Source organism: Cupriavidus sp. PET2-C1, assembly GCF_054515855.1.
On the sequence record NZ_CM137259.1, the window covers coordinates 934,001 to 952,896 of the forward strand.

The 18,896-nt window shown below is 66.6% G+C and carries 17 protein-coding genes; 10 read left to right on the plus strand and 7 right to left on the minus strand.

The window, feature by feature from the left end; all coding sequences use genetic code 11:
* Positions 1-4: 4 nt before the first annotated feature.
* Together ACX12D_RS04245 and ACX12D_RS04250 are read right to left on the minus strand one after the other, a co-directional pair.
* Positions 5-871 carry an anti-sigma factor family protein gene (locus ACX12D_RS04245; RefSeq protein WP_459373044.1) on the minus strand — a complete coding sequence of 289 codons (867 nt, stop codon included), beginning with the start codon at positions 869-871 and terminating at the stop codon, positions 5-7.
* Positions 858-1,556 carry an RNA polymerase sigma factor gene (locus tag ACX12D_RS04250; RefSeq protein ID WP_459373045.1) on the minus strand — a complete coding sequence of 233 codons (699 nt, stop codon included), beginning with the start codon at positions 1,554-1,556 and terminating at the stop codon, positions 858-860. The genes ACX12D_RS04245 and ACX12D_RS04250 overlap by 14 nt, the downstream gene beginning before the upstream one ends.
* Positions 1,557-1,806: 250 nt before the next feature.
* Between ACX12D_RS04250 and ACX12D_RS04255 the strand changes: the two genes are divergently transcribed.
* On the plus strand, positions 1,807-2,688 hold the full coding sequence (locus tag ACX12D_RS04255; RefSeq protein ID WP_459373046.1) for a metallophosphoesterase family protein: 882 nt from the start codon (positions 1,807-1,809) through the stop codon (positions 2,686-2,688).
* Positions 2,689-2,753: 65 nt separating this feature from the next.
* Positions 2,754-3,128 (plus strand): cupredoxin domain-containing protein, encoded by a 375-nt coding sequence (locus tag ACX12D_RS04260; protein WP_459373047.1) that lies wholly within the window; start codon positions 2,754-2,756, stop codon positions 3,126-3,128.
* A 365-nt stretch (positions 3,129-3,493) separates the two neighbouring features.
* Here the strand turns inward: ACX12D_RS04260 and ACX12D_RS04265 are convergent, their stop codons facing one another.
* The 3 genes from ACX12D_RS04265 to ACX12D_RS04275 form a co-directional block, all read right to left on the minus strand.
* Positions 3,494-6,697 carry an efflux RND transporter permease subunit gene (locus ACX12D_RS04265; RefSeq protein WP_459373048.1) on the minus strand — a complete coding sequence of 1,068 codons (3,204 nt, stop codon included), beginning with the start codon at positions 6,695-6,697 and terminating at the stop codon, positions 3,494-3,496.
* The gene (locus tag ACX12D_RS04270) at positions 6,694-7,926 is read right to left on the minus strand and encodes an efflux RND transporter periplasmic adaptor subunit (protein ID WP_459373049.1); all 1,233 of its coding nucleotides are present in this window, start codon (positions 7,924-7,926) and stop codon (positions 6,694-6,696) included. Before ACX12D_RS04270 ends, ACX12D_RS04265 begins: the two co-directional genes overlap by 4 nt.
* Before the next feature lie 64 nt (positions 7,927-7,990).
* The gene (locus tag ACX12D_RS04275; protein ID WP_459373925.1) at positions 7,991-9,424 is read right to left on the minus strand and encodes an efflux transporter outer membrane subunit; all 1,434 of its coding nucleotides are present in this window, start codon (positions 9,422-9,424) and stop codon (positions 7,991-7,993) included.
* A 610-nt stretch (positions 9,425-10,034) separates the two neighbouring features.
* Here ACX12D_RS04275 and ACX12D_RS04280 point away from each other — a divergent pair.
* The 6 genes from ACX12D_RS04280 (at position 10,035) to ACX12D_RS04305 (ending at position 14,392) form a co-directional block, all read left to right on the plus strand.
* A complete protein-coding gene (locus ACX12D_RS04280) occupies positions 10,035-10,319 on the plus strand; it encodes a helix-turn-helix domain-containing protein (protein ID WP_459373050.1) in 285 nt (94 codons plus the stop codon).
* Between the two features lie 132 nt (positions 10,320-10,451).
* Positions 10,452-11,060, plus strand: a complete 609-nt coding sequence (locus ACX12D_RS04285; RefSeq protein WP_459373051.1) for a 2OG-Fe(II) oxygenase — start codon at positions 10,452-10,454, stop codon at positions 11,058-11,060.
* A gap of 57 nt (positions 11,061-11,117) precedes the next feature.
* Positions 11,118-11,840, plus strand: coding sequence for a Crp/Fnr family transcriptional regulator (locus tag ACX12D_RS04290; RefSeq protein ID WP_459373052.1), 723 nt, complete (start codon positions 11,118-11,120; stop codon positions 11,838-11,840).
* 264 nt (positions 11,841-12,104) lie between these two features.
* Positions 12,105-12,566: a hypothetical protein gene (locus tag ACX12D_RS04295; RefSeq protein ID WP_459373053.1), complete on the plus strand. Its 462-nt coding sequence runs from the start codon at positions 12,105-12,107 to the stop codon at positions 12,564-12,566.
* A gap of 582 nt (positions 12,567-13,148) precedes the next feature.
* Positions 13,149-13,370 carry a hypothetical protein gene (locus tag ACX12D_RS04300; RefSeq protein ID WP_459373054.1) on the plus strand — a complete coding sequence of 74 codons (222 nt, stop codon included), beginning with the start codon at positions 13,149-13,151 and terminating at the stop codon, positions 13,368-13,370.
* Positions 13,371-13,528: 158 nt separating this feature from the next.
* Entirely contained in the window at positions 13,529-14,392 is an 864-nt protein-coding gene (locus ACX12D_RS04305; protein ID WP_459373055.1) for a LysR family transcriptional regulator, read from the plus strand.
* Here ACX12D_RS04305 and ACX12D_RS04310 read toward each other — a convergent pair.
* Positions 14,389-15,393 (minus strand): zinc-dependent alcohol dehydrogenase family protein, encoded by a 1,005-nt coding sequence (locus ACX12D_RS04310; protein ID WP_459373056.1) that lies wholly within the window; start codon positions 15,391-15,393, stop codon positions 14,389-14,391. The genes ACX12D_RS04305 and ACX12D_RS04310 overlap by 4 nt on opposite strands.
* Positions 15,394-15,933: 540 nt before the next feature.
* Here ACX12D_RS04310 and groES point away from each other — a divergent pair.
* Together groES and groL are read left to right on the plus strand one after the other, a co-directional pair.
* Positions 15,934-16,224, plus strand: a complete 291-nt coding sequence (groES, locus tag ACX12D_RS04315) for a co-chaperone GroES (RefSeq protein ID WP_006160236.1) — start codon at positions 15,934-15,936, stop codon at positions 16,222-16,224.
* A 40-nt stretch (positions 16,225-16,264) separates the two neighbouring features.
* Positions 16,265-17,908 carry a chaperonin GroEL gene (gene groL / locus ACX12D_RS04320; protein ID WP_459373057.1) on the plus strand — a complete coding sequence of 548 codons (1,644 nt, stop codon included), beginning with the start codon at positions 16,265-16,267 and terminating at the stop codon, positions 17,906-17,908.
* 138 nt (positions 17,909-18,046) lie between these two features.
* Here the strand turns inward: groL and ACX12D_RS04325 are convergent, their stop codons facing one another.
* Positions 18,047-18,835, minus strand: a complete 789-nt coding sequence (locus ACX12D_RS04325) for a metallophosphoesterase (RefSeq protein ID WP_441640591.1) — start codon at positions 18,833-18,835, stop codon at positions 18,047-18,049.
* Positions 18,836-18,896 lie beyond the last annotated feature (61 nt).

Consider the following 18,896-nt stretch of genomic DNA (forward strand, 5'->3'; position numbering starts at 1 on the left):
GGGCTCAGGGCGCGCGGTTGTCGCCGGCCGCGCGCCAGGCCTGCGTGAAGCGCAGCAGGTCGTCGGCCGAGGCATCGGTGATGGCCGCGTAGCGCATGCCGCCCGACTCCCAGAGCGCCAGCTGGTAGCCTTGGCGCGACTCGATCTGCGCCGGCGCCTGGCTGCGGCCGGGGTTGAGGGCAGGCTTGCTGCCCGGCTTGTCCGCCGTGCGCGCTGGCAGCACGAACACATCGATGGGGTGCTGGTTGCGGCGGTAGACCAGCACCGCCACCGGCCGCCCGTGCACATAGTCGAGCCGTCCCCCGACCAGCGGGAAACCTTGCGCAGCGAGTTCCCGTACCGACGGCGCGTAGTCGATCCGGCCATTGAACCAGGGCTTGACGGTGTGGCGGTCCGATGAGGCGACATCGATCGTGTGCCCCGAGATCAGTGCGCGCACGTGGCTGCTTACCATCTCGCCTTCCACCGTCGGCCCGGAGCCATCGCTCAGCGCGTACTGGGCCATGCCGATGCCTAGCGTCGCCACCGTCAGCGCGGCCATGGCGGCATTGGCGGCCGGGCCCCATTCGAAATAGCGCCGCATCCGTTGCCACCATGCACCACCGTTGCCGGAGGGCGCCGCCGCATCGCGCGAGCCGGCCGCGGCCTGGGCTGCGTCCAGCGCCGTGCTCAGCCGCGCGCGCAGGGTCGGCCCGGCGCGGTGGTAGGGCGCATGCGCGCGCAATACGGTGCGCAGTTCGCGCAGGTGCGCGAGCTGCGCGGTGCAGGCCGCACATTGCGCCAGGTGCCGCTCAAGGCGCAAGGCATCGCCTGCGCCGAGCTCCCCGTCGGCACTGGCTTGCAGCAGCAGGCGGGCGTCATTGCAGTTCATGGCCTGTCTCCCCTGCAGGTTGCGGCGGTGTGGCGTGGATGGCGGTTGCCGCGGCGGCCCTGCCCGTGGCCGGTGCGCTGGACAGGGTGCCTGCCGCGCTAAGGTCGGCGCCGCTCTGGGTGCCGGTGCCGCGCGTGCCCTCCGCGCGCATGGCGAGCACCGCCGCCGCCAGCAGTTTGCGCGCGCGTGCCAGCCGCGACATCACGGTACCCAGCGGGATGTCCGCGACGGTGGCGATGTCGCGATAAGGCAGGTCCTCCAGCTCACGCAGCACCAGGACTTCCCGAAAGGCCAGCGGCAGTCGCTCCAGCGCCACATGCAGCAGCCGGATATCCTCGGCGCGCAACAGCCATTGCTCAGGGCTGTCGCCGTGGCCATCCTGCCAGCCGGGCAGCGGCTCGCCATCGAAATGCGCATCGTCGTAGTCAGCGCTCTCGGCCTGGCCCGGCGGGTGCCGCTTGCGCCAGGCGGTGAACCACGTGTTGCGCACTATCGCCAGCAGCCACGCGCGTGGCTGGTCGCCCCGGAAGCTGTCAAAAAAGCAGAAAGCCCGCAGGCAGGCTTCCTGCACCACGTCATCGGCCTCCATGGGGCTGCCCGACAGCCAGCGGGCCAGGTTGTAGGCGGCGTCGAGGTGCGGAAGCACCAGATCGTCGAAACGGCGGCGCTGGTCGGCAGCGTTCACGTCACTCCTTTGGCTCGGTGCCCGGGTTGGACGCATCGCGCGCGCTTCCCCGTTCATTCCGTTTCTGCCGCGTATACCGGGAACGCATTGAGTTTATTCCCGATTCTCACCACCACCACGTAAAAAAAATATCGCCGGCAACGGGAATAAACACGCCTGCGCGCCGGTATGACAGGCAGGTCCCCAGCAACCAGATCGATTCGACCGATCCGATCAATCCGGTCGATCCGATCAACCGATGGAGCTCAATATGCAGCGAGCATGGAAACGGCGCGATTTTCTCGGGCTTGCCGCGTGCGCCGGCGGTGCGGTGTTTGTGTCGGCATTGCCCGGATGGGCCGCCGGCCGCGACGAATCGTTCTACTTTGTCCAACTCTCGGACGCGCACTGGGGCTTCCAGGGCCCGCCCAATCCCGACGCGCGCGGGACCTTGCCCAAGGCGGTGGCAGCGGTCAACGCACTGGCGGAGCCGCCGGATTTCCTGATGTTCACCGGCGACCTCACCCACACCACCGATGACCCCGCCGAGCGCCGCCGGCGCATGCGCGAGTTCCAGTCGATCATCGCCGGGCTCAAGGTGCCGGTCGTGCACCTGATGCCGGGTGAGCACGACGCCAGCCTGGACCAGGGCGCTGCCTACCGCGAACTGTTCGGGCCCACGCACTATGTGTTCGACCACAAGGGCGTGCACTTCATCGTGCTGGACAACGTGTCCGATCCTGCCGGGCGGGTGGGCGCGGCGCAGCTCGACTGGCTCGCCGCGGATCTTGCGAAGCAGCCGCAGTCGGCGCGCATCGTGGTGTTCACGCACCGTCCGCTGTTCGACCTGTATCCGCAGTGGGACTGGGCCACCCGGGACGGCGCGCAGGTCATCGAGCGGCTGATGCCGCATCCCAATGTGACGGTGTTCTATGGGCACATCCACCAGGAGCACCACCACATGACCGGGCATATCGCGCACCACGCGGCGCGTTCGCTGATCTACCCGTTGCCGGTGGCGGGGTCGCAGCCGCAGCGCTCGCCGGTGCCGTGGGATCCGGCGCAGCCTTATCGGGGATTGGGCTGGCGGGAAGTGGAGGCGGGCAGGGCTGCGGGGGATTTCGGGGTCGAGGAGAAGCCTGTCAATGCTTGAGCGGATCGTGCCGCGTTGCTTTGATCGGCTTGGAACCGCTTTGAACTCGCTATCAGGAGTTGCTCATGTCAGAAACCGGGCGGGAAGGAATCAGCCGCAGGCGGGCGCTGTGCTGCTTGCTGGCGCTGGCGGGCGGGACGCCACTGTTGCAAAGCGCTGCCGCTGCGCCGCGGGTGATCAAGGTGCATGCGCGCAAGTTTGTCTTCACGCCAAACCGGATTGCGCTGCGGGTCGGCGAGCCGGTGGTGTTCGAGCTGACCGCGCAGGATGTGATCATGGGGTTTAGCGTGCCGGATCTCGGCATTCGGGAGGATTTGCCGCCCGGCAAGGTCGTGCGGGTTTCGGCCTTGCCCAAGGTGGCTGGCAGCTTTGTGTTCCTGTGCGATATTTTTTGTGGATCGGGGCACGAGACGATGAATGGGGTGATTGAGGTTAGTTAGGTTGTTGCGGTTGCGGTTGCGGTTGCGGCTGCGGCTGCGGCTGATTGACGTCAAGGTCAAAGGCAACTTCAACTGCAGTTTCACCTCCCCTGCGGGGCGGCGACCTACTTTTTTGTCTTGCCAAAAAAGTAGGCAAAAAAGGCGCGCCGGATGGGGCGACTACCCCGAGGCGCCCCATACGGCCTTGGTGAACCTTGACGGCTCGCTTCGCATCGCGCTGGGGTGTTTCCCGCCCTTCGGGCGCTTCACACGGCTACACAGTTGGTTGATCTTGCTGATGGTTGGCTCCCCTCTCCCACTTGTGGGAGAGGGGCCGGGGGAGAGGGCGGGTGCTCGCAAGAGCGAGAGATCTCATTGGCCGTGCCTCAATCCCCTTCTCCGGACGTCAGCACGCGCTGGCTCTCGCGTTCGGCTTGCGCGCTGCGCGCGTGCTCACGTGCCTCGCGCCGTGCCTGCCGCCGTTCCTTGCGCTTCATATACCAATAGTGCGCGCGATCCAGGTAGAGATAAACCACGGGCGTAGTAAACAGCGTCAGCGCTTGCGACAGCACCAGTCCCCCCACCATCGCAAAGCCCAGTGGCCGCCGCAGCTCCGAGCCGGCGCCATGCCCGAGCATCAACGGCAGTCCGGACAACAGCGCGCACATGGTGGTCATCATGATCGGCCTGAAGCGCAGCAGGCACGCCTGGTAGATGGCTTCCTCCGGTTTCATGCCGTGGTCGCGCTCGGCGGTGAGCGCGAAGTCGACCATCATGATGCCGTTCTTCTTGACGATGCCGATCAGCAGGATGATGCCGATCAGCGCGATCACGCTGAGGTCATAGCCACCGGCCAGCAGGATCAGCAGCGCGCCCACGCCGGCGGAGGGCAGGGTGGAGAGGATGGTGAGCGGATGGATATAGCTTTCGTACAGCAGCCCCAGCACGATATACACGGCGACCAGCGCGGCGGCGATCAGGTAAGGCTGCGAGGCAAGCGAGGCGCCAAAAGCCTGTGCCGTGCCCTGGAACGAGCCGGAGAGTGTCTGCGGGCGGCCCATGCCGGACAACGTGCTGTTGATCGCCTTGACGGCATCGCCCAGCGCCACGCCCTTGGCCAGGTTGAATGAGATCGTGACGGCGGGGAACTGCCCCTGGTGGCTGATCGACAGGTAGGCGGTGCTGTCGGTGTCGATCTTGACGAACGTGGACAGCGGCACTTGCTCGCCGGTCAGCGGCGAGGTCACGTACAGCTTGCTGAACAAGCGCGGATCGTCCTGCAGCGCGGGCGTGGCTTCCAGGATCACGTGGTAGCTGTTGATCTGGGTGAAGTACTGCGCGACCTGGCGCTGCCCGATCGCGTCATAGAGCGTGGAGTCGATCAGCGCGGGCGTGATGCCAAAGCTCGAGGCGCGCGCGCGGTCGATGGTCAGGCGCGCTGCTGCCGCGGCGTTCTGCTGGTCGGACGCCACGTCGGCGAGCTGGGGCAGGGCGCGCAGGCGCTCCAGGATGCGCGGGGCCCACTGGTTGAGCTCGTCCAGGTTGGAGTCCATCAGCGTGTACTGGTATTGCGTGCGCGACAGCCGCCCGCCCACGTTGATGTCCTGACCGGCCTGCAGGAACAGGTTGGCGCCCTGCACCTGCGCCAGCTTGGGCCGCAGCCGGGCGATCACTTCGTCGGCACTGGCGGTGCGGCCCTGGTCCTTGGGTTTCAGGCTGATGAAGAAGTTGCCGGTGTTGAGCGTATTCTGCCCGCCGGTCATGCCAACCGCGGCGACATCGGGGTCGGCGCGCACGATATCCGCGAGCTGCACCATGCGCGCGTTCATCGACTTGAACGACGCGTCCTGCGCGGACTCCGCGATGCCGAACATGAAGCCGGTGTCCTGCTGCGGGAAGAAGCCCTTGGGTATGTAGATGAACAACGCCACCGTGGTGGCGACCGTGGCGATAAACACGCACAGGGTGAAGAACTGGTGGCGCATCACCACGTCCAGCCAGCGCCTGTAGCCCGACAGCATGGCGTCGAAGCCATGCTCGAACCACCGGTAGATGCGGCCGTGATGATGGCCGCGCGGCGGGGTCAGGTAGCGTGAACACAGCATCGGCGTGAGCGTCAGCGAGACCAGCACCGATACCACGATGGTGAGCGTGACGGTCACGGCGAACTCGCGGAACAGCCGCCCCACGATGCCGCCCATCAGCAGCAGCGGGATGAACACCGCCACCAGCGAGACCGAGATCGACACGATGGTGAAGCTGATTTCGGCGGCGCCCTTGAGCGCGGCTTCCATGGGCTCCATGCCGTCTTCCACGTGGCGGTAGATGTTCTCCAGCATCACGATGGCATCGTCCACCACGAACCCCACCGCAATGGTGAGCGCCATCAGCGACAGGTTGTCGCGGCTGTAGCCCAGCAGGTACATGCCGCCGGCGGTGCCCATCAGCGCCAGCGGCACGGTCACGCTGGGAATCACCGTGGCGGCCACGTTGCGCAGGAACACGAAGATGATCATCACCACCAGCGCGATGGTGAGCACCAGCGTGAACTCCACATCGGCCACCGAGGCGCGGATGGTCTGGGTGCGGTCGGCCAGCGTGTTGACGTTGACGGTGGGCGGGATCGCGGCCTGCAGGCGCGGCAGCGCGGCGCGGATGCGGTCCACGGTCTCGATCACGTTGGCGCCCGGCTGCTTGGTGATGGCCAGGATGATGGCGCGCCCGTTGTGGAAGGTGTTGTCCGCCGGCGCGGCGGCGCCGGCAAAGCCCCAGCCCGCCAGCTTGGCGTTCTCGGGCCCGTCCACGGCCACGCCGACATCGCGCACGCGCACCGGCGCGCCGCTGCGGTAGGCCAGCACCATGTCGTTCCACGCCGCCGCCTTGGTGACCTGGTCATTGGTGTAGACGTTGAAGGCCTTGGTGGCGCCATCGGTGCTGCCGGTGGGCTGGTTGACCGTGGTGGCGGCAATCACGCCGCGCAGGTCTTCCAGGCTCATGCCCATGGCCGAGAGCTTCTGCGGATCCACCTGGATGCGCACCGACGGCTTTTGCTGGCCGCCGATGTTGACCAGCCCGACGCCGGAGATCTGCGAGATCTGCTGCGCCAGCACGTTGTCGGCGAAGTCGTTGACCTCGGTCAGCGGCAGCGTGTCGGACTGCACCGCCAGCACCAGGATCGGCGAGTCGGCCGGGTTGATCTTGCGGAAGGTGGGGGGCGTGGGCAGGTTGCTGGGCAACTGGCCGCTGGCGGCATTGACGGCGGCCTGCACGTCCACGGCGGCGGCATCGATGCTGCGGTTGAGGTCGAACTGCAGCGTGATCTGGGCGTTGCCCTGCGCGCTGGTCGACGTCATCTGCGTGAGCCCGGCGATCAGCGAGAACTGCCGCTCCAGCGGCTGCGCCACGTTCGACGCCATGGTCTCCGGGCTGGCGCCGGGCAAGTTCGCCGACACCTGGATGGTGGGGAAATCCACCTGCGGCAGCGGCGCGATAGGCAGCAGTGGCCACGCGGCCACGCCGACCAGCAGCACGGCCAGCGCCAGCAGCGAGGTGCCGATCGGGCGCTTGATGAAGGTCGCGGAAATGCTCATGGCCGTGCGTTCCCGGCGCGGTTTGCCGGGGCACCGGCGGCCGGCGCGGAGGCAGGCGCTGCGCCGGCATCCGCGATGGTGGTGGCCGCGGTCGTCTCGTTCACGCGGGTGCCGGGCTTGAGCTTGTACTGCCCGTCCACCACGACCCGCTCGTCGACCGCCAGCCCCTTGGCCACGACGGCCTTGGCGTCCTGGGTCTCCGCCACCTCGATGGCGCGGGATGCAACCGTATGGTCCGCCTGCACCACATAGACATAGGTGCCGGTCTGGCCGCGTTGCACGGCGGCGGCCGGGATGGTCAGCGCCTGGTCGCGCTCGCCGAGCACCAGCCGCGCATTGACGTACTGGCCGGGCCACAGCGTGTGCGAGGGATTGGGGAAGCGCCCTTTCAGCTGGATGGTGCCGGAGGTGGTGTCGATGGTGTTGTTGAGCAGGATCAGCTTGCCTTGTCCCAGCAACTGGCCGCTGGCGCGCTCGCTGGCCTCCACCGCGAGCGGTGTGCCGCTGGCCTGCATGGCGCGGTTGATGCGCTGGAATTCGCCGTCGGGCAGCGTGAATACCACGTCGATCGGGTCGATCTGGCGGATCACCACCAGGCCGTTGGCGTCGGCCGCGTGGACGATATTGCCCGGGTCGACCAGGCGCGCGCCAACGCGCCCGGATAGCGGCGCGGTGATGGTGGTGTAGTCGAGCTGCACGCGGGCGACGTTGACCAGTGCTTCGTCGGTCTTCACCGCGGCGGCCAGCTGCGCCACCAGCGCGCGCTGGGTATCCAGCGTCTGCTGCGTGGTGGCGTTTTCCTTGATGAGGCCCTCGTAGCGCTGCAGGTCGAGGCGCGCATTGGCTAGCTGCGCCTCGTCACGCGACTTCTGCGCCATGGCTTGTTGCAGCTGCGCCTGGAACGTGCGCGGGTCGATCTGCGCCAGCAACTGCCCGGCCTTGACGTCCTCGCCCTCGACAAAGCCGACGCGGTCGAGCTGGCCGTCCACGCGCGGCTTGACCGTCACCGTGGCCATGGCCTGCACCGTGCCGACGCCCGCCACGCCAATCGGCACGTTCTCGCGCTTGACCTGTGCGCTGGTCACGGTTACCGCCGGCACCGGCGGCGCTGCCCCGCGTGGCGCCGCCATGCGCTTGAGCGGGCCGGCGGCGAACCACGCCACGGCTGCCAGCACGAGCACGGCCAGGCCGATCAGGACGGGGTTGCGGCGGGAGAACTGGGTCGCCATGGATTGCCTTGGAAGTGGTCTGCCGATGTGGATCAGGGAATCAGGGAATCAGGGAATCAAGAGATCAGGGTTGCGCCAGCGCATCGCTTTGCCAGCCGCCGCCGATCGCCTTGACCAGCGCCACGCTGGCTGCAAGCTCCCGGCCACGCAACTGGATCGCGGTCCGTTCGTTAGACAAGGAAAGGGCCTGTGCCGTTACCACCGAGAGGTAGGACGCCGTGCCAGCGCGGTATTGCGCCAGGCTCACGCGTTCCGCCACGCGGGCAGCATCCACCGCATGGTCCTGCACCACCACCTCCTGGTCGAGCACGCGCAGCGCCGAGAGGTTGTCTTCCACCTCCTGCATGCCGCTGAGCACGGTTTGCCGGTACGCCGCCACCGCCCCGTCGTAGGCCGCCACCGCCTGGTCGTTTTGCGCGTTGCGCAGCCCGCCGTCGAAGATGGTGCCGGCCAGCGCCGCGCCCAGCGACCACACCCGGCCGGGCGGCCCGAACCAGTTGGCCAGGCTGCCGCTGCTGGCGCCGCCCACCGCGGAGAGCACCAGCGACGGGAAGTACGCAGCGCGCGCCACGCCGATATTGGCATTGGCAGCCGCCATGCGGCGCTCAGCCGCCGAGATGTCGGGGCGGCGCTCGAGCAGCGCGGAGGGCAGCCCCGGCGGCACCGCCAGCGGGCGCATCGAAAACGCCTCTGGCGCCAGCGTGAACTCGGCTGGGGCGCGCCCCAGCAGCACGGCGATCGCATGCTCAAGCTGGTTGCGCTGCACGTCGAGGTCGATCGCCTGCGCTTGCGCCGCGTTCAGCGTGACTTGCGCCAGCGCCACGTCGCCCGCGGTGGCCACCCCCGCGCGGAACTGGCTCTGGGTCAGCTTGAGGGAGTCCTCGTAGGCGGCCAGCGTGCGCGCATAGAGCGTCTTGAGCACATCGGTGACGCGCAACTGGATATAGTCCTGCACCAGCTCGCCCTGGATCGTCAAGCGCGCGGCGGCGAGGTCGGCGGCACTGGCCTGCGCGTTGTCGCGGGCCGCTTCGATGCTGCGCCGCACCTGGCCCCACAGGTCGATTTCCCAGCTGGCATCGAGGTTGGCCGAATGCGTGTTGGACACCGTCTGGATGCCCAGCGTGTTGGTGCGCGCGCGCCCCACGCCCACGCTCGCGCCGAGCGTGGGATACAAGCCGGCCCGCGCCGCCTGTGCCAGCGCGCGAGATTGCCGGTATTGGGCCTCGGCCTGGCGCAGGCTCTGGTTGGCTGCGTTGGCTTGCCCCACCAGTTCATTCAGGTGGGCATCGCCGAAGCCCGCCCACCACGCCTGCGTCAGGTCCACCGGACGGGGCTCGGCAACCTTCCATTGGTGATCGTCCGGCACGGCTTCGCGATACGCGGCGGGGGTCTCGACCGGGGGGCGCCGATAGTCCGGCCCGACCGCGCAGCCGCCCACCCAGGCAGACGCCAGGGCGATGCAGAGCAGGCGCGGCGAGAGCAAACGCGCGGCGCTCATGAAGGCGAGAAGCAAGCGATAGTCATGACGGGCTTTCGTGAGGCGATGCCGTTGTTTGTCGTTTCCTGCTCGGGCTGGCGGGTTGGTTTCCGCGCGCGCGCACGCCGCCTGCGCGGCGTCGCGCAGGCGGGTCTTATGGCAAGCATAGTGCGGCGCGGGAATGTGTGAAACGCGCTGCGCATTACTGAATATTTCACTCGCTTACGCCGATGTGCCGGGCTGCGCCACGGCTTGCGCCGCCAAGTGAAGCGCGAAATACACCCACGGATGCGGCACGCGGCGGGCGCGCGTGCCTGTTACGGTATCTTGGTATCTTGCCGCGGGTGGATGCCGGGTGGATGCCGGCTGGTGCAGCGCGGTAAAAGGCGAGCCGGCACCCGCGCCGCGCAGGACGCCCCGGCGCCGCGCAAGCGGCCACGGGCGGGCCGCCGCAGCCTGTTGTAATCTTGTGTAATTGTGCGCCAGCGAGCCCCCGCGGGTTGCATTTGCTGCGCCTGCCGCGTAGAAAGTAGGTGTCAGGCGGGCGCGGCGGAAGGGCTACGGCAATCCACACGGCCGGCCGACGCATATAACTACATGACATCTGGACGACGAGCGGGAAGGCGTGGCCATGGAGACCGATCAAGAAAGCACACTGACGTACGCGCTGCTGACAGTGCCAGCGCGTGCCGCCATCTGCCGCGCGCTGCTGGAGGCGGGCGAAGCTGGCATGCCGGCGTACGAGCTGGCCGGCGTCGCCGGGCTGAGCCTGCCGCGCGCCAGCCACCATTTCAATGAACTGATGCAGGCCGATGTGCTGGGCCTGGTCGTGCGCGACCGGCAGGTGATCTATGTGCTCAAGGCCCGCCGCGCGGTGAGCCTGGCGCTGGAGTATCTCGACAGCAGCGGGTTGTAGCAGGCCGGGGGCCGGCATGGCTGCAGCCCTGGGCTGTTAAACTGCGCGCCTGCGCGCCAAGGGCCTCCTGTTGTCCAGGTGGCCCTTTTTGTTTTGATTCTTGACGTTTCCCCAGCACGAAATCTCCCGCCCATGTCAGCCCTGGAACGTTTGTTTGTTGCCCTGGAAGAGCACGGCTGGGCCGTGTCCGACGACCTCATCGACACCACGCTGGCGGCGCGGCTGCATGCCGAGAGCCGCGCGGCGTGGGAGGCCGGCCTGTTCCATCCGGCCCGCATCGGGCGGGGCGATGCCGCCGCGCGCGACGCGGGCATTCGCGGCGATTCGATCCTGTGGCTCGACGACGCGCCCGCCGGCGTGGCCAGGGCGGATTTCCAGGCCTGGGCTGCGGGTTTGCGCGAGGCCTTGAACGAGCGCTACTTCCTGGGCTTGAAGCGCGAGGAATTCCACTTCTCGCACTATCCGGTCGGCACTGCCTACAAGAAGCACCTGGACCAGCATCGCGCGACCCTGCATCGCAAGATCTCGCTGGTGCTCTACCTCAATCCTGAATGGAGCGAGCGCGATGGCGGCGAACTCGCGCTCTACGGGCAGGACGACGGCGCCACCGAGTTGCACCGCGTGCTGCCGCAGCGCGCGCGGCTGGTCGTGTTTCGCAGCGACCTGGTCCCGCATGAAGTATTGCCTTGCCACAAGACGCGCTGGGCACTTACCGGCTGGTTCCGTACCGATGAGGCCTGAACCGCCTGAATCACCTGAGCGGCATCAGCAGCGTAACCAGCAACCCGGGGCAAAGGCATGAACACACGACCGCAGCCGCACGAAGATGACACCGCCGCCGGACAGTTTTCGGCCGAGCTCGAAGCACTGCTCCGGTCGCATGCCATGCGGCGGCAACTGGTCAAGGGCGAGGTGCTGTTTACCTACGGCTCCAACCCGGACGCGCTCTTCTGCGTCGAGCGCGGCGCCATCAAGGTCAGCAGCACGGCGCAGAACGGGCGCGAGGCCGTGGTCAGCCTGCTGGAGCCCGGGCAGTGGTTCGGGGAGGTCTCGCTCTTCATCGATGCGCACCGCGTGTACGACACGCGCGCTGCGGAGGCTAGCGAGCTGTTGGTGATTCCCGCCGCCACCTTCCATACGCTCATTGCGCGCGAGCCGCGTTGGCTGATGGAGTTCACGCAACTGATCTGCCGGCGCTACCGCAGCGCACTGGAGTGGATTGACGAGGTGATCCTGATGCCGTTTCCGGTACGGCTGGCGCGGCGCCTGCTTGCCGTCGAGCATGCGCACGCGCTGTCCACCCTCGGCACGCCGGGCGTGCGGACATCCGGCGCCCCCGCCGCGCTCAGGCTCTCCCAGGAAGACCTGGGCCATATGCTTGGCGTGTCCCGCCAGAGCGTCAACCGGCAGCTCAAGGACTGGGAGAAGCAGGGCGTGCTGCACCTGGAATACGGACGCCTGACGTTATCCGACAAGGCGGCGCTGCAGGCCATCGCCAGCGAGTCCGGGCCGGGCACGTAGCGTTGGCGGCTGCGCTTCGTCGCAAGAATGAAATAACCGGCAGCTAAGATCATGGCGGGGCCGGTGGATACTTTTCCCTTCGCGGGGATGGCAGGTTTTTTGACGAAATCCGTGTCTGCACGGCCCCGTCCCGATTGACGGCGATGGCTGTTGCCTCCCTTTCCTCCCTTTCCTCCTTTTCCTCCTTTTCTCCCCTTCGCGCCGCTTGCGAAAATAAACGATATATACTGTTTTGATACCACTGCGATCAACACAGGAGGATGCATGGCAACGGTTTCGAATGGGCGCACGCGTGCGCCCGCGCCCGCCGCGGCGCAGAAAAAGGCAGCCACCGCAGTGAAGCGGCCGGTCAAGCGCGCCAGCAAGGCGGAGATGGCAGGCAAGGCTGCCAAGGTTGAAGCGGGTAAGTCCGTGGCTGCCGCACCGAAGGCCGAGAAAGCAGAGAGGGTTGAGAAGGTTGAGAAGGCGCAGAAGCCTGTCAAGGCCAAGGTCGTGCGCGACAGCTTCACCATGCCGGAGTGGGACTATGCCAAGCTGGCGGAGCTCAAGCGGCGCTGTCTGAACGGCGGCGCGCACGTGAAGAAGAGCGAGTTGCTGCGGGCTGGGCTCAAGATGCTGGAGTCGCTGCCGGAGCGGCAATTGCTGGCCGTCGTGGCCCAGGTCGAGACCGTCAAGACGGGCCGGCCCGCCAAGCGCAAGGCGCGCGACGCGGCTTCCGGGCAATAAAGCTGCGGCGCGCATTGCGTGGCACCTGGATGGTTTCCGTCCAGGTGCGCGTCGTATCTTGCGGGTTTCATGAATAGTTGATGACAGCCTCAACCATCTGCCGATTCGGTCGTTAAGATGGGCAGGGCTTACCAATCCTGAAGCCGGACCGGCTGGGCGCTGCCTTGCCGGTCCTTCGCTTTTCAGAGCCTTCACCTTTTCTTGCCGGCGCCATCGTCATCCGCAGAATGAGTCTCTTCAGGCCGTCTTTCTGGTGCCCGTTTTCCGTGTTCGCCGTCGTCACGGTGCCGCTGGCCGAGCCACCGCGGGAGCGGCCTCCGGGCGATGTGTCGGCACAAGCCGGATCGAACCCGGACGCGCGGCGAGACCTCCTCACGGCGCCCGCGCTCCCTGCCCGCTAGCCTGGCAGCAGCGCTCATGCCGAGGCATCGTTTCGTTGCACCGCACGGCGACTCATCGCTCTCTATATATCTGGAAAGGAGTCGCAAAGCGCCTATAATTATGGTGCATTGCACCAATTCGCCCGCTGCGATCCGACTGTACAAGATGGAACCATGCTCCCTAACAACCTGAGGTAAATCCATGTTGCCGTGTGAGCGATGCAAGCGCCAGGCCGGCAGGCCAGGACACCTGCCGCCGCACGAGGACCTCGAGGCCGCGCGCGCCGATGCGCAGGCCCAGGACGGCGCCGCCTATGCCTACCGCTGCCGCCGGTGCGGCTACACGCTGGTGCTGCGCAGTCCCAGCCGGGAGGTGCCTGACTACTGGGCCCTGGAAGGCCGGGCGCCCTCCACCAGAAGCTGACGGGATGCCGGCCCGAGCCCGGCGTGCCCGCCATTGTTCCCGCCACGCCGCCGTGCCATCATCGCGCTGCCGCCCGCGACTTGCCTGGCCGCGCTGAATCCGGCACCTCCCAAACATAACTTCAGTAACGTCAGCAAATACTTCAGCAAATTCCCCGGATGGATTGGAGCGATATCAAGATCTTCCTGGCGATCGCCCGTGCCGGCACCCTGGGCGGCGCCGCGCGCGCGATCGGGCAGACTCAGCCGACCATGGGGCGCAGGCTGAAGGCGCTGGAGGATGCCGTCGGGCATGCCTTGTTCCAGCGCACCAGCGACGGCTACGTGCTGACCGATGAAGGGGCCGCCGTGCTCGCCCACGCGGAGCGTATCGAGGCAGAGGCGATGGCTTTCGAGCGCCAGCTGTCCGGCCAGGCGCGGGAGCTGGACGGCCTGCTGCGGATCTCGTCGTCCGACTGGTTTGGCGTGCATATGCTGACCCCGGTGATCGCGGACTTTATCCGCGCCCATCCGCGCGTCGCGGTGGAACTGGTCACCGATGCGCGCTTGCTCAGCCTGGCACGCCGCGAGGCGGACCTGGTCTTTCGCATCCGCGCCTTCGACGAGGCCGATATCGTGCAGCGCAAGCTGATGCACATGGACTACGCGCTTTACTCGGCGCCCGGCATGGCACCGCCGCGCGCGGGCGATGGCGAGGGGCATGCCCTGCTGACGCTGGATGCGGGCTTCGCGGGCCTGCCCGACGTGGCCTGGATGCGCAAGCAGCTGCCGAACGCCCGGGTAGTATTCGGCAGCAACAGCCGCGAGGCGCAGGCCAAGCTGTGCGCGGCGGGCGCGGGGCTGGCTGTCCTGCCCTGCGAGCTGGCCGAGCGCATCGGCGGCCTGCAGGCCATCGAATTGGGCGAGGCGCCGCCGGGGCGCGACGTCTGGGTGGGCTATCACCGCGACCTGCGCCGCCTGGGGCGGCTGCGCGCCTTCCTGGATGCGACCATCGAGCGCCTGGGCAGTAGCGCAGGCGCTTAGTCCCCGGCAATCTCCACCACCAGCTTGCCCTTGGCCGTGCCGGTCTCGATGGCGCGATGCGCATCGATGGCGCTGTCGAGCGTGAAGTGCCGCGCATCGAGCCGCACGCAGAGCTTGCCCGCATCGGCCAGCCGCGCCGCTTCGCGCAGGATCTCGCCGTGGTGCGCGCGGCCCTTGCCGGTGAGCATCGGCATCAGCGTGAACACGCCTGAATACGTGGCCGCGCGAAACGACAGCGGCGCCAGCGCGTGCGTGCCCCAGCCCAGGCAGCTCACCACATGACCGCCATAGGTTCGCGCCGCCAGAAAAGAATTGTCCAGCACCGCGCCGCCCACGGTGTCGTAGACCACGTCGAAGCCCTCGCCCGCAGTGTATTGCTCGACATACTGCGCGACGGATGTCGCGGCGTGGTCGATCGCGGTGGCGCCATAGCCCTCGATGATCGCCTTCTGCGCGGCCGAGCCCGTGGCGTAGACCTGCGCCCCGAGCGCGCGGGCGATCTGCACCGCGATATGCCCCACGCCGCCGGCGCCGCCATGCACCAGCACCTTCTGGCCGGGCTGCACGCGAGCCCGGTCGACCAGGCCTTCCCACGCGGTGATGAACACCAGCGGCAATGCGGCGGCTTCGCGCATCGACAGCGCGGCGGGCTTGCGCGCGAGCAGGTCGGCATCGACCGCCGCGTACTGCGCGAGCGAGCCTTGCAGGCCGCCCACGCCACCGGTCATGCCATAGACCTCGTCGCCGGGCGCGAAAGCCGTCACGCCCGCGCCCACGGCTTCGGCCACGCCGGCCAGGTCCAGGCCCAGCACGGCGGGCAAGGGCTGGCGGGCGTGCTCCGCCTGGCCGGCGCGGATCTTGGTGTCGAGCGGATTGACGCCGCTGGCCAGGATGCGCACCAGCACCTGGCCGGGGCCGGCCACTGGCTTGGGAAGCTGGACCGCCGTGAACGGCGCGCCGGCGGATTCGACGATGAGGGCCTGCATGGTGGGGTGGGGCATGATGCGCTCCGGGTAGATTGGCGATGAACCAGCGATGGGTTTGAGCCGGGTTGGTGTGACCATTCTTGGCCAGGCCGGCGCGCTCGTAAATCAACGCTTCTGTACTCTTGCCATGCAGTTTTGAATGGGGTGGCTTCTTGTCACATCGTGTCACGTCGCCGTGGAGGTGGGTGACGTTGAGCATTGCGCAGCGGGCGAAAGTGCCGCAGGCAACACCACGGGTGGCATGCGATGATCCGGCCCGGAGACATTGGGCTGGTGATCCATGGATAACTTTTATTTCGACGAAATCCGTCCGGATTCCATCAGGACGCGAATAAAGATTTCGCCGCGCGGCCAGGCCCCGTAACGATTTTCACAATTCCAGGGTAAACACGTATCAAGTCGTCGACTTGAAAACGCTACCCCCCGTCCCTATAATTAGCACTCGTTGGGCATGAGTGCTAACAGACCTCTCCCGACGTACTAATTCTGCTGGCCGTCAGTGCTGGCGGTCATTTTTTGTGAACCAAAAATCACTTTTTGTACCAAGGAGTCCGTATGAATCTGCGTCCTTTGCACGACCGCGTGATCGTGAAGCGTCTGGACAATGAAACCAAGACCGCTTCCGGCATCGTGATTCCCGACAACGCTGCCGAAAAGCCTGATCAAGGTGAAGTGCTCGCCGTGGGCCCCGGCAAGAAGGACGACAAGGGCGCTTCGATCGTCCTCGACGTCAAGGTGGGTGACCGCGTGCTGTTCGGCAAGTATGCCGGCCAGGCCGTGAAGGTGGATGGCCAGGAACTGCTGGTCATGCGCGAAGAAGACATCATGGCTGTGGTGAACAAGTAATCCACGCACCCCATTCGTACAGATTTAGGAGATTCAGAACATGGCAGCTAAAGACGTAGTATTCGGCGACGCCGCCCGTGCCAAGATGGTCGAAGGCGTGAACATTCTCGCCAACGCAGTCAAGGTTACCCTGGGCCCGAAGGGTCGCAACGTGGTGCTGGAGCGCAGCTTCGGCGGCCCGACCGTGACCAAGGACGGCGTGTCCGTGGCCAAGGAAATCGAGCTGAAGGACAAGCTGCAGAACATGGGCGCGCAAATGGTCAAGGAAGTGGCTTCCAAGACCAGCGACAACGCCGGTGACGGTACCACCACCGCAACCGTGCTGGCCCAGTCGATCGTGCGCGAAGGCATGAAGTACGTTGCCGCCGGCATGAACCCGATGGACCTGAAGCGCGGCATCGACAAGGCTGTGGTGAACGCGGTTGAAGAGCTGAAGAAGCTGACCAAGACCACCACCACCAGCAAGGAAATCGCGCAAGTTGGCTCGATCTCCGCCAACAGCGACGAAGTGATCGGCAAGCTGATCGCTGAAGCGATGGACAAGGTCGGCAAGGAAGGCGTGATCACCGTGGAAGACGGCAAGTCGCTGGCCGACGAGCTGGAAGTCGTGGAAGGCATGCAGTTCGACCGCGGCTACCTGTCGCCGTACTTCATCAACAACCCGGAAAAGCAAGTTGTCGCCCTCGACAACCCGTTCGTCCTGCTGTTCGACAAGAAGATCTCGAACATCCGTGACCTGCTGCCGGTGCTGGAACAAGTGGCAAAGTCGGGCCGCCCGCTGCTGATCATCGCTGAAGACGTCGAAGGCGAAGCCCTGGCGACCCTGGTGGTGAACAACATCCGTGGCATCCTGAAGACCGCCGCCGTCAAGGCTCCGGGCTTCGGCGACCGCCGCAAGGCCATGCTGGAAGACATCGCCATCCTGACCGGCGGCGCAGTGATCGCTGAAGAAATCGGCCTGACGCTGGAAAAGGCAACCCTGCAAGAACTGGGTCAAGCCAAGCGCATCGAAATCGGCAAGGAAAACACCATCATCATCGACGGCGCCGGCGACGCAGCCTCGATCGAAGCACGCGTGAAGCAAATCCGTGCCCAGATCGAAGAAGCGACCTCGGACTACGACCGTGAAAAGCTGCAAGAACGCGTGGCCAAGCTGGCCGGCGGCGTTGCAGTGATCAAGGTTGGTGCAGCCACCGAAGTCGAAATGAAGGAAAAGAAGGCACGCGTGGAAGATGCACTGCACGCAACCCGTGCAGCCGTGGAAGAAGGCATTGTCCCCGGCGGCGGTGTGGCCCTGCTGCGCGCTCGCGCTGCCATCGCTAACCTGACCGGCGACAACGCTGACCAGAACGCTGGCATCAAGATCGTGCTGCGCGCCATGGAAGAGCCGCTGCGTCAGATCGTGCTGAACGCTGGCGAAGAAGCTTCGGTCGTCGTGGCCAAGGTCATCGAAGGCAAGGGCAACTACGGCTACAACGCCGCCACCGGCGAGTACGGTGACCTGGTGGAAATGGGCGTGCTGGACCCGACCAAGGTGACCCGCACCGCGCTGCAGAACGCTGCTTCGGTCGCATCGCTGATGCTGACCACCGACTGCGCAGTTGCCGAAACGCCGAAGGATGAATCGGCTCCGGCAATGCCGGGCGGCATGGGCGGCATGGGCGGCATGGACGGCATGATGTAAATCTGCCGGCCTGCCAAACGGCAGCCTGCTGTACCCGCATCACCCGTAGTAGCAAAAACCCCCGCTGGCGCGAGCCGGCGGGGGTTTTTGTTTTTGGGGCGACAGTACCGGCCGAAGGCGCGCCGTCGCGGGAAAGGCTCAGAGCTCCACCGTGTAGCACCAGTCAAAGGCCGGGTTCTCCGGCTCACCGGTTTTGCGGCGGATATAGCCGCGCGGGTTGCACACCACGCGCGCATCTTCCAGGCGGTAATCGAAGCCGGTATGCGTATGGCCGTGCACCCACAGGTCGGCCTGCGCAACCAGGTCCGGCCTGCGCGAAATAAAGCCGGCGGAGACCAGGTCATGGGAGAAGCGCGGGTCGAGGCTGCCGAGATCCGGCGCATGGTGGGTTACCACCACCGTCTTGCCGGCAAAGGGCGCGGCGAGCTGCGCCGCCAGCCAGGCGCTGGCCGCTTCGTGCCGCGCCAGGGCGTCGGCGGTGGTGAAGCGGCGCCGCTGGCCGTCGCCATCCGCCACCTCGATCAGGCGGTGGTCCACCATCACGCCAGCGCAGGCGAGCATCGACTCATCGCGCCGGCCAGCGCCAAACAGCGCGTAGTCGGTCCACCAGGTGGTGCCGATCACGCGCACCGGCTCGCCTGCCAGGTTGTCGAAACAAGCCACCGCGTCATTGAGTACGCGCACATGTGGCGCCGCCCCGGCGGCCTGCGCCATCTCCGCGTCCACTTGCTCGAAGGCGCTCTCGTAGTACTCGTGATTGCCGGGCACATAGACCACCGGCCCCGAAAAGGTGCGCGCGGCCCAGTCGACACCGGCGCGGCCATTGGCGATATCGCCGGCCAGCACCACCAGGTCGGCGGGGCAGTCGGGCACCGCTGCTGGTGTGTCGTGTTCGAGGTGCAGATCGCTGAGGATGCGGATCTTCATGCTGGCTCCATGCGGTCCGTGCGCTGGCCCCAGGCGCGGATATGCATGGATTCTACATCGC

Bases quoted from the DNA above. Each gene is read 5' to 3' on its own strand.
- groES (WP_006160236.1), top strand. From the start codon at position 15,934: ATGAATCTGCGTCCTTTGCACGACCGCGTGATCGTGAAGCGTCTGGAC.
- ACX12D_RS04255 (WP_459373046.1), top strand. From the start codon at position 1,807: ATGCAGCGAGCATGGAAACGGCGCGATTTTCTCGGGCTTGCCGCGTGC.
- ACX12D_RS04280 (WP_459373050.1), top strand. From the start codon at position 10,035: ATGGAGACCGATCAAGAAAGCACACTGACGTACGCGCTGCTGACAGTG.
- ACX12D_RS04285 (WP_459373051.1), top strand. From the start codon at position 10,452: ATGTCAGCCCTGGAACGTTTGTTTGTTGCCCTGGAAGAGCACGGCTGG.
- ACX12D_RS04290 (WP_459373052.1), top strand. From the start codon at position 11,118: ATGAACACACGACCGCAGCCGCACGAAGATGACACCGCCGCCGGACAG.
- ACX12D_RS04275 (WP_459373925.1), bottom strand. From the start codon at position 9,424: ATGAGCGCCGCGCGTTTGCTCTCGCCGCGCCTGCTCTGCATCGCCCTG.
- ACX12D_RS04260 (WP_459373047.1), top strand. From the start codon at position 2,754: ATGTCAGAAACCGGGCGGGAAGGAATCAGCCGCAGGCGGGCGCTGTGC.
- ACX12D_RS04295 (WP_459373053.1), top strand. From the start codon at position 12,105: ATGGCAACGGTTTCGAATGGGCGCACGCGTGCGCCCGCGCCCGCCGCG.
- ACX12D_RS04245 (WP_459373044.1), bottom strand. From the start codon at position 871: ATGAACTGCAATGACGCCCGCCTGCTGCTGCAAGCCAGTGCCGACGGG.
- ACX12D_RS04305 (WP_459373055.1), top strand. From the start codon at position 13,529: ATGGATTGGAGCGATATCAAGATCTTCCTGGCGATCGCCCGTGCCGGC.
- ACX12D_RS04325 (WP_441640591.1), bottom strand. From the start codon at position 18,835: ATGAAGATCCGCATCCTCAGCGATCTGCACCTCGAACACGACACACCA.
- ACX12D_RS04310 (WP_459373056.1), bottom strand. From the start codon at position 15,393: ATGCCCCACCCCACCATGCAGGCCCTCATCGTCGAATCCGCCGGCGCG.
- ACX12D_RS04300 (WP_459373054.1), top strand. From the start codon at position 13,149: ATGTTGCCGTGTGAGCGATGCAAGCGCCAGGCCGGCAGGCCAGGACAC.
- ACX12D_RS04265 (WP_459373048.1), bottom strand. From the start codon at position 6,697: ATGAGCATTTCCGCGACCTTCATCAAGCGCCCGATCGGCACCTCGCTG.
- groL (WP_459373057.1), top strand. From the start codon at position 16,265: ATGGCAGCTAAAGACGTAGTATTCGGCGACGCCGCCCGTGCCAAGATG.
- ACX12D_RS04270 (WP_459373049.1), bottom strand. From the start codon at position 7,926: ATGGCGACCCAGTTCTCCCGCCGCAACCCCGTCCTGATCGGCCTGGCC.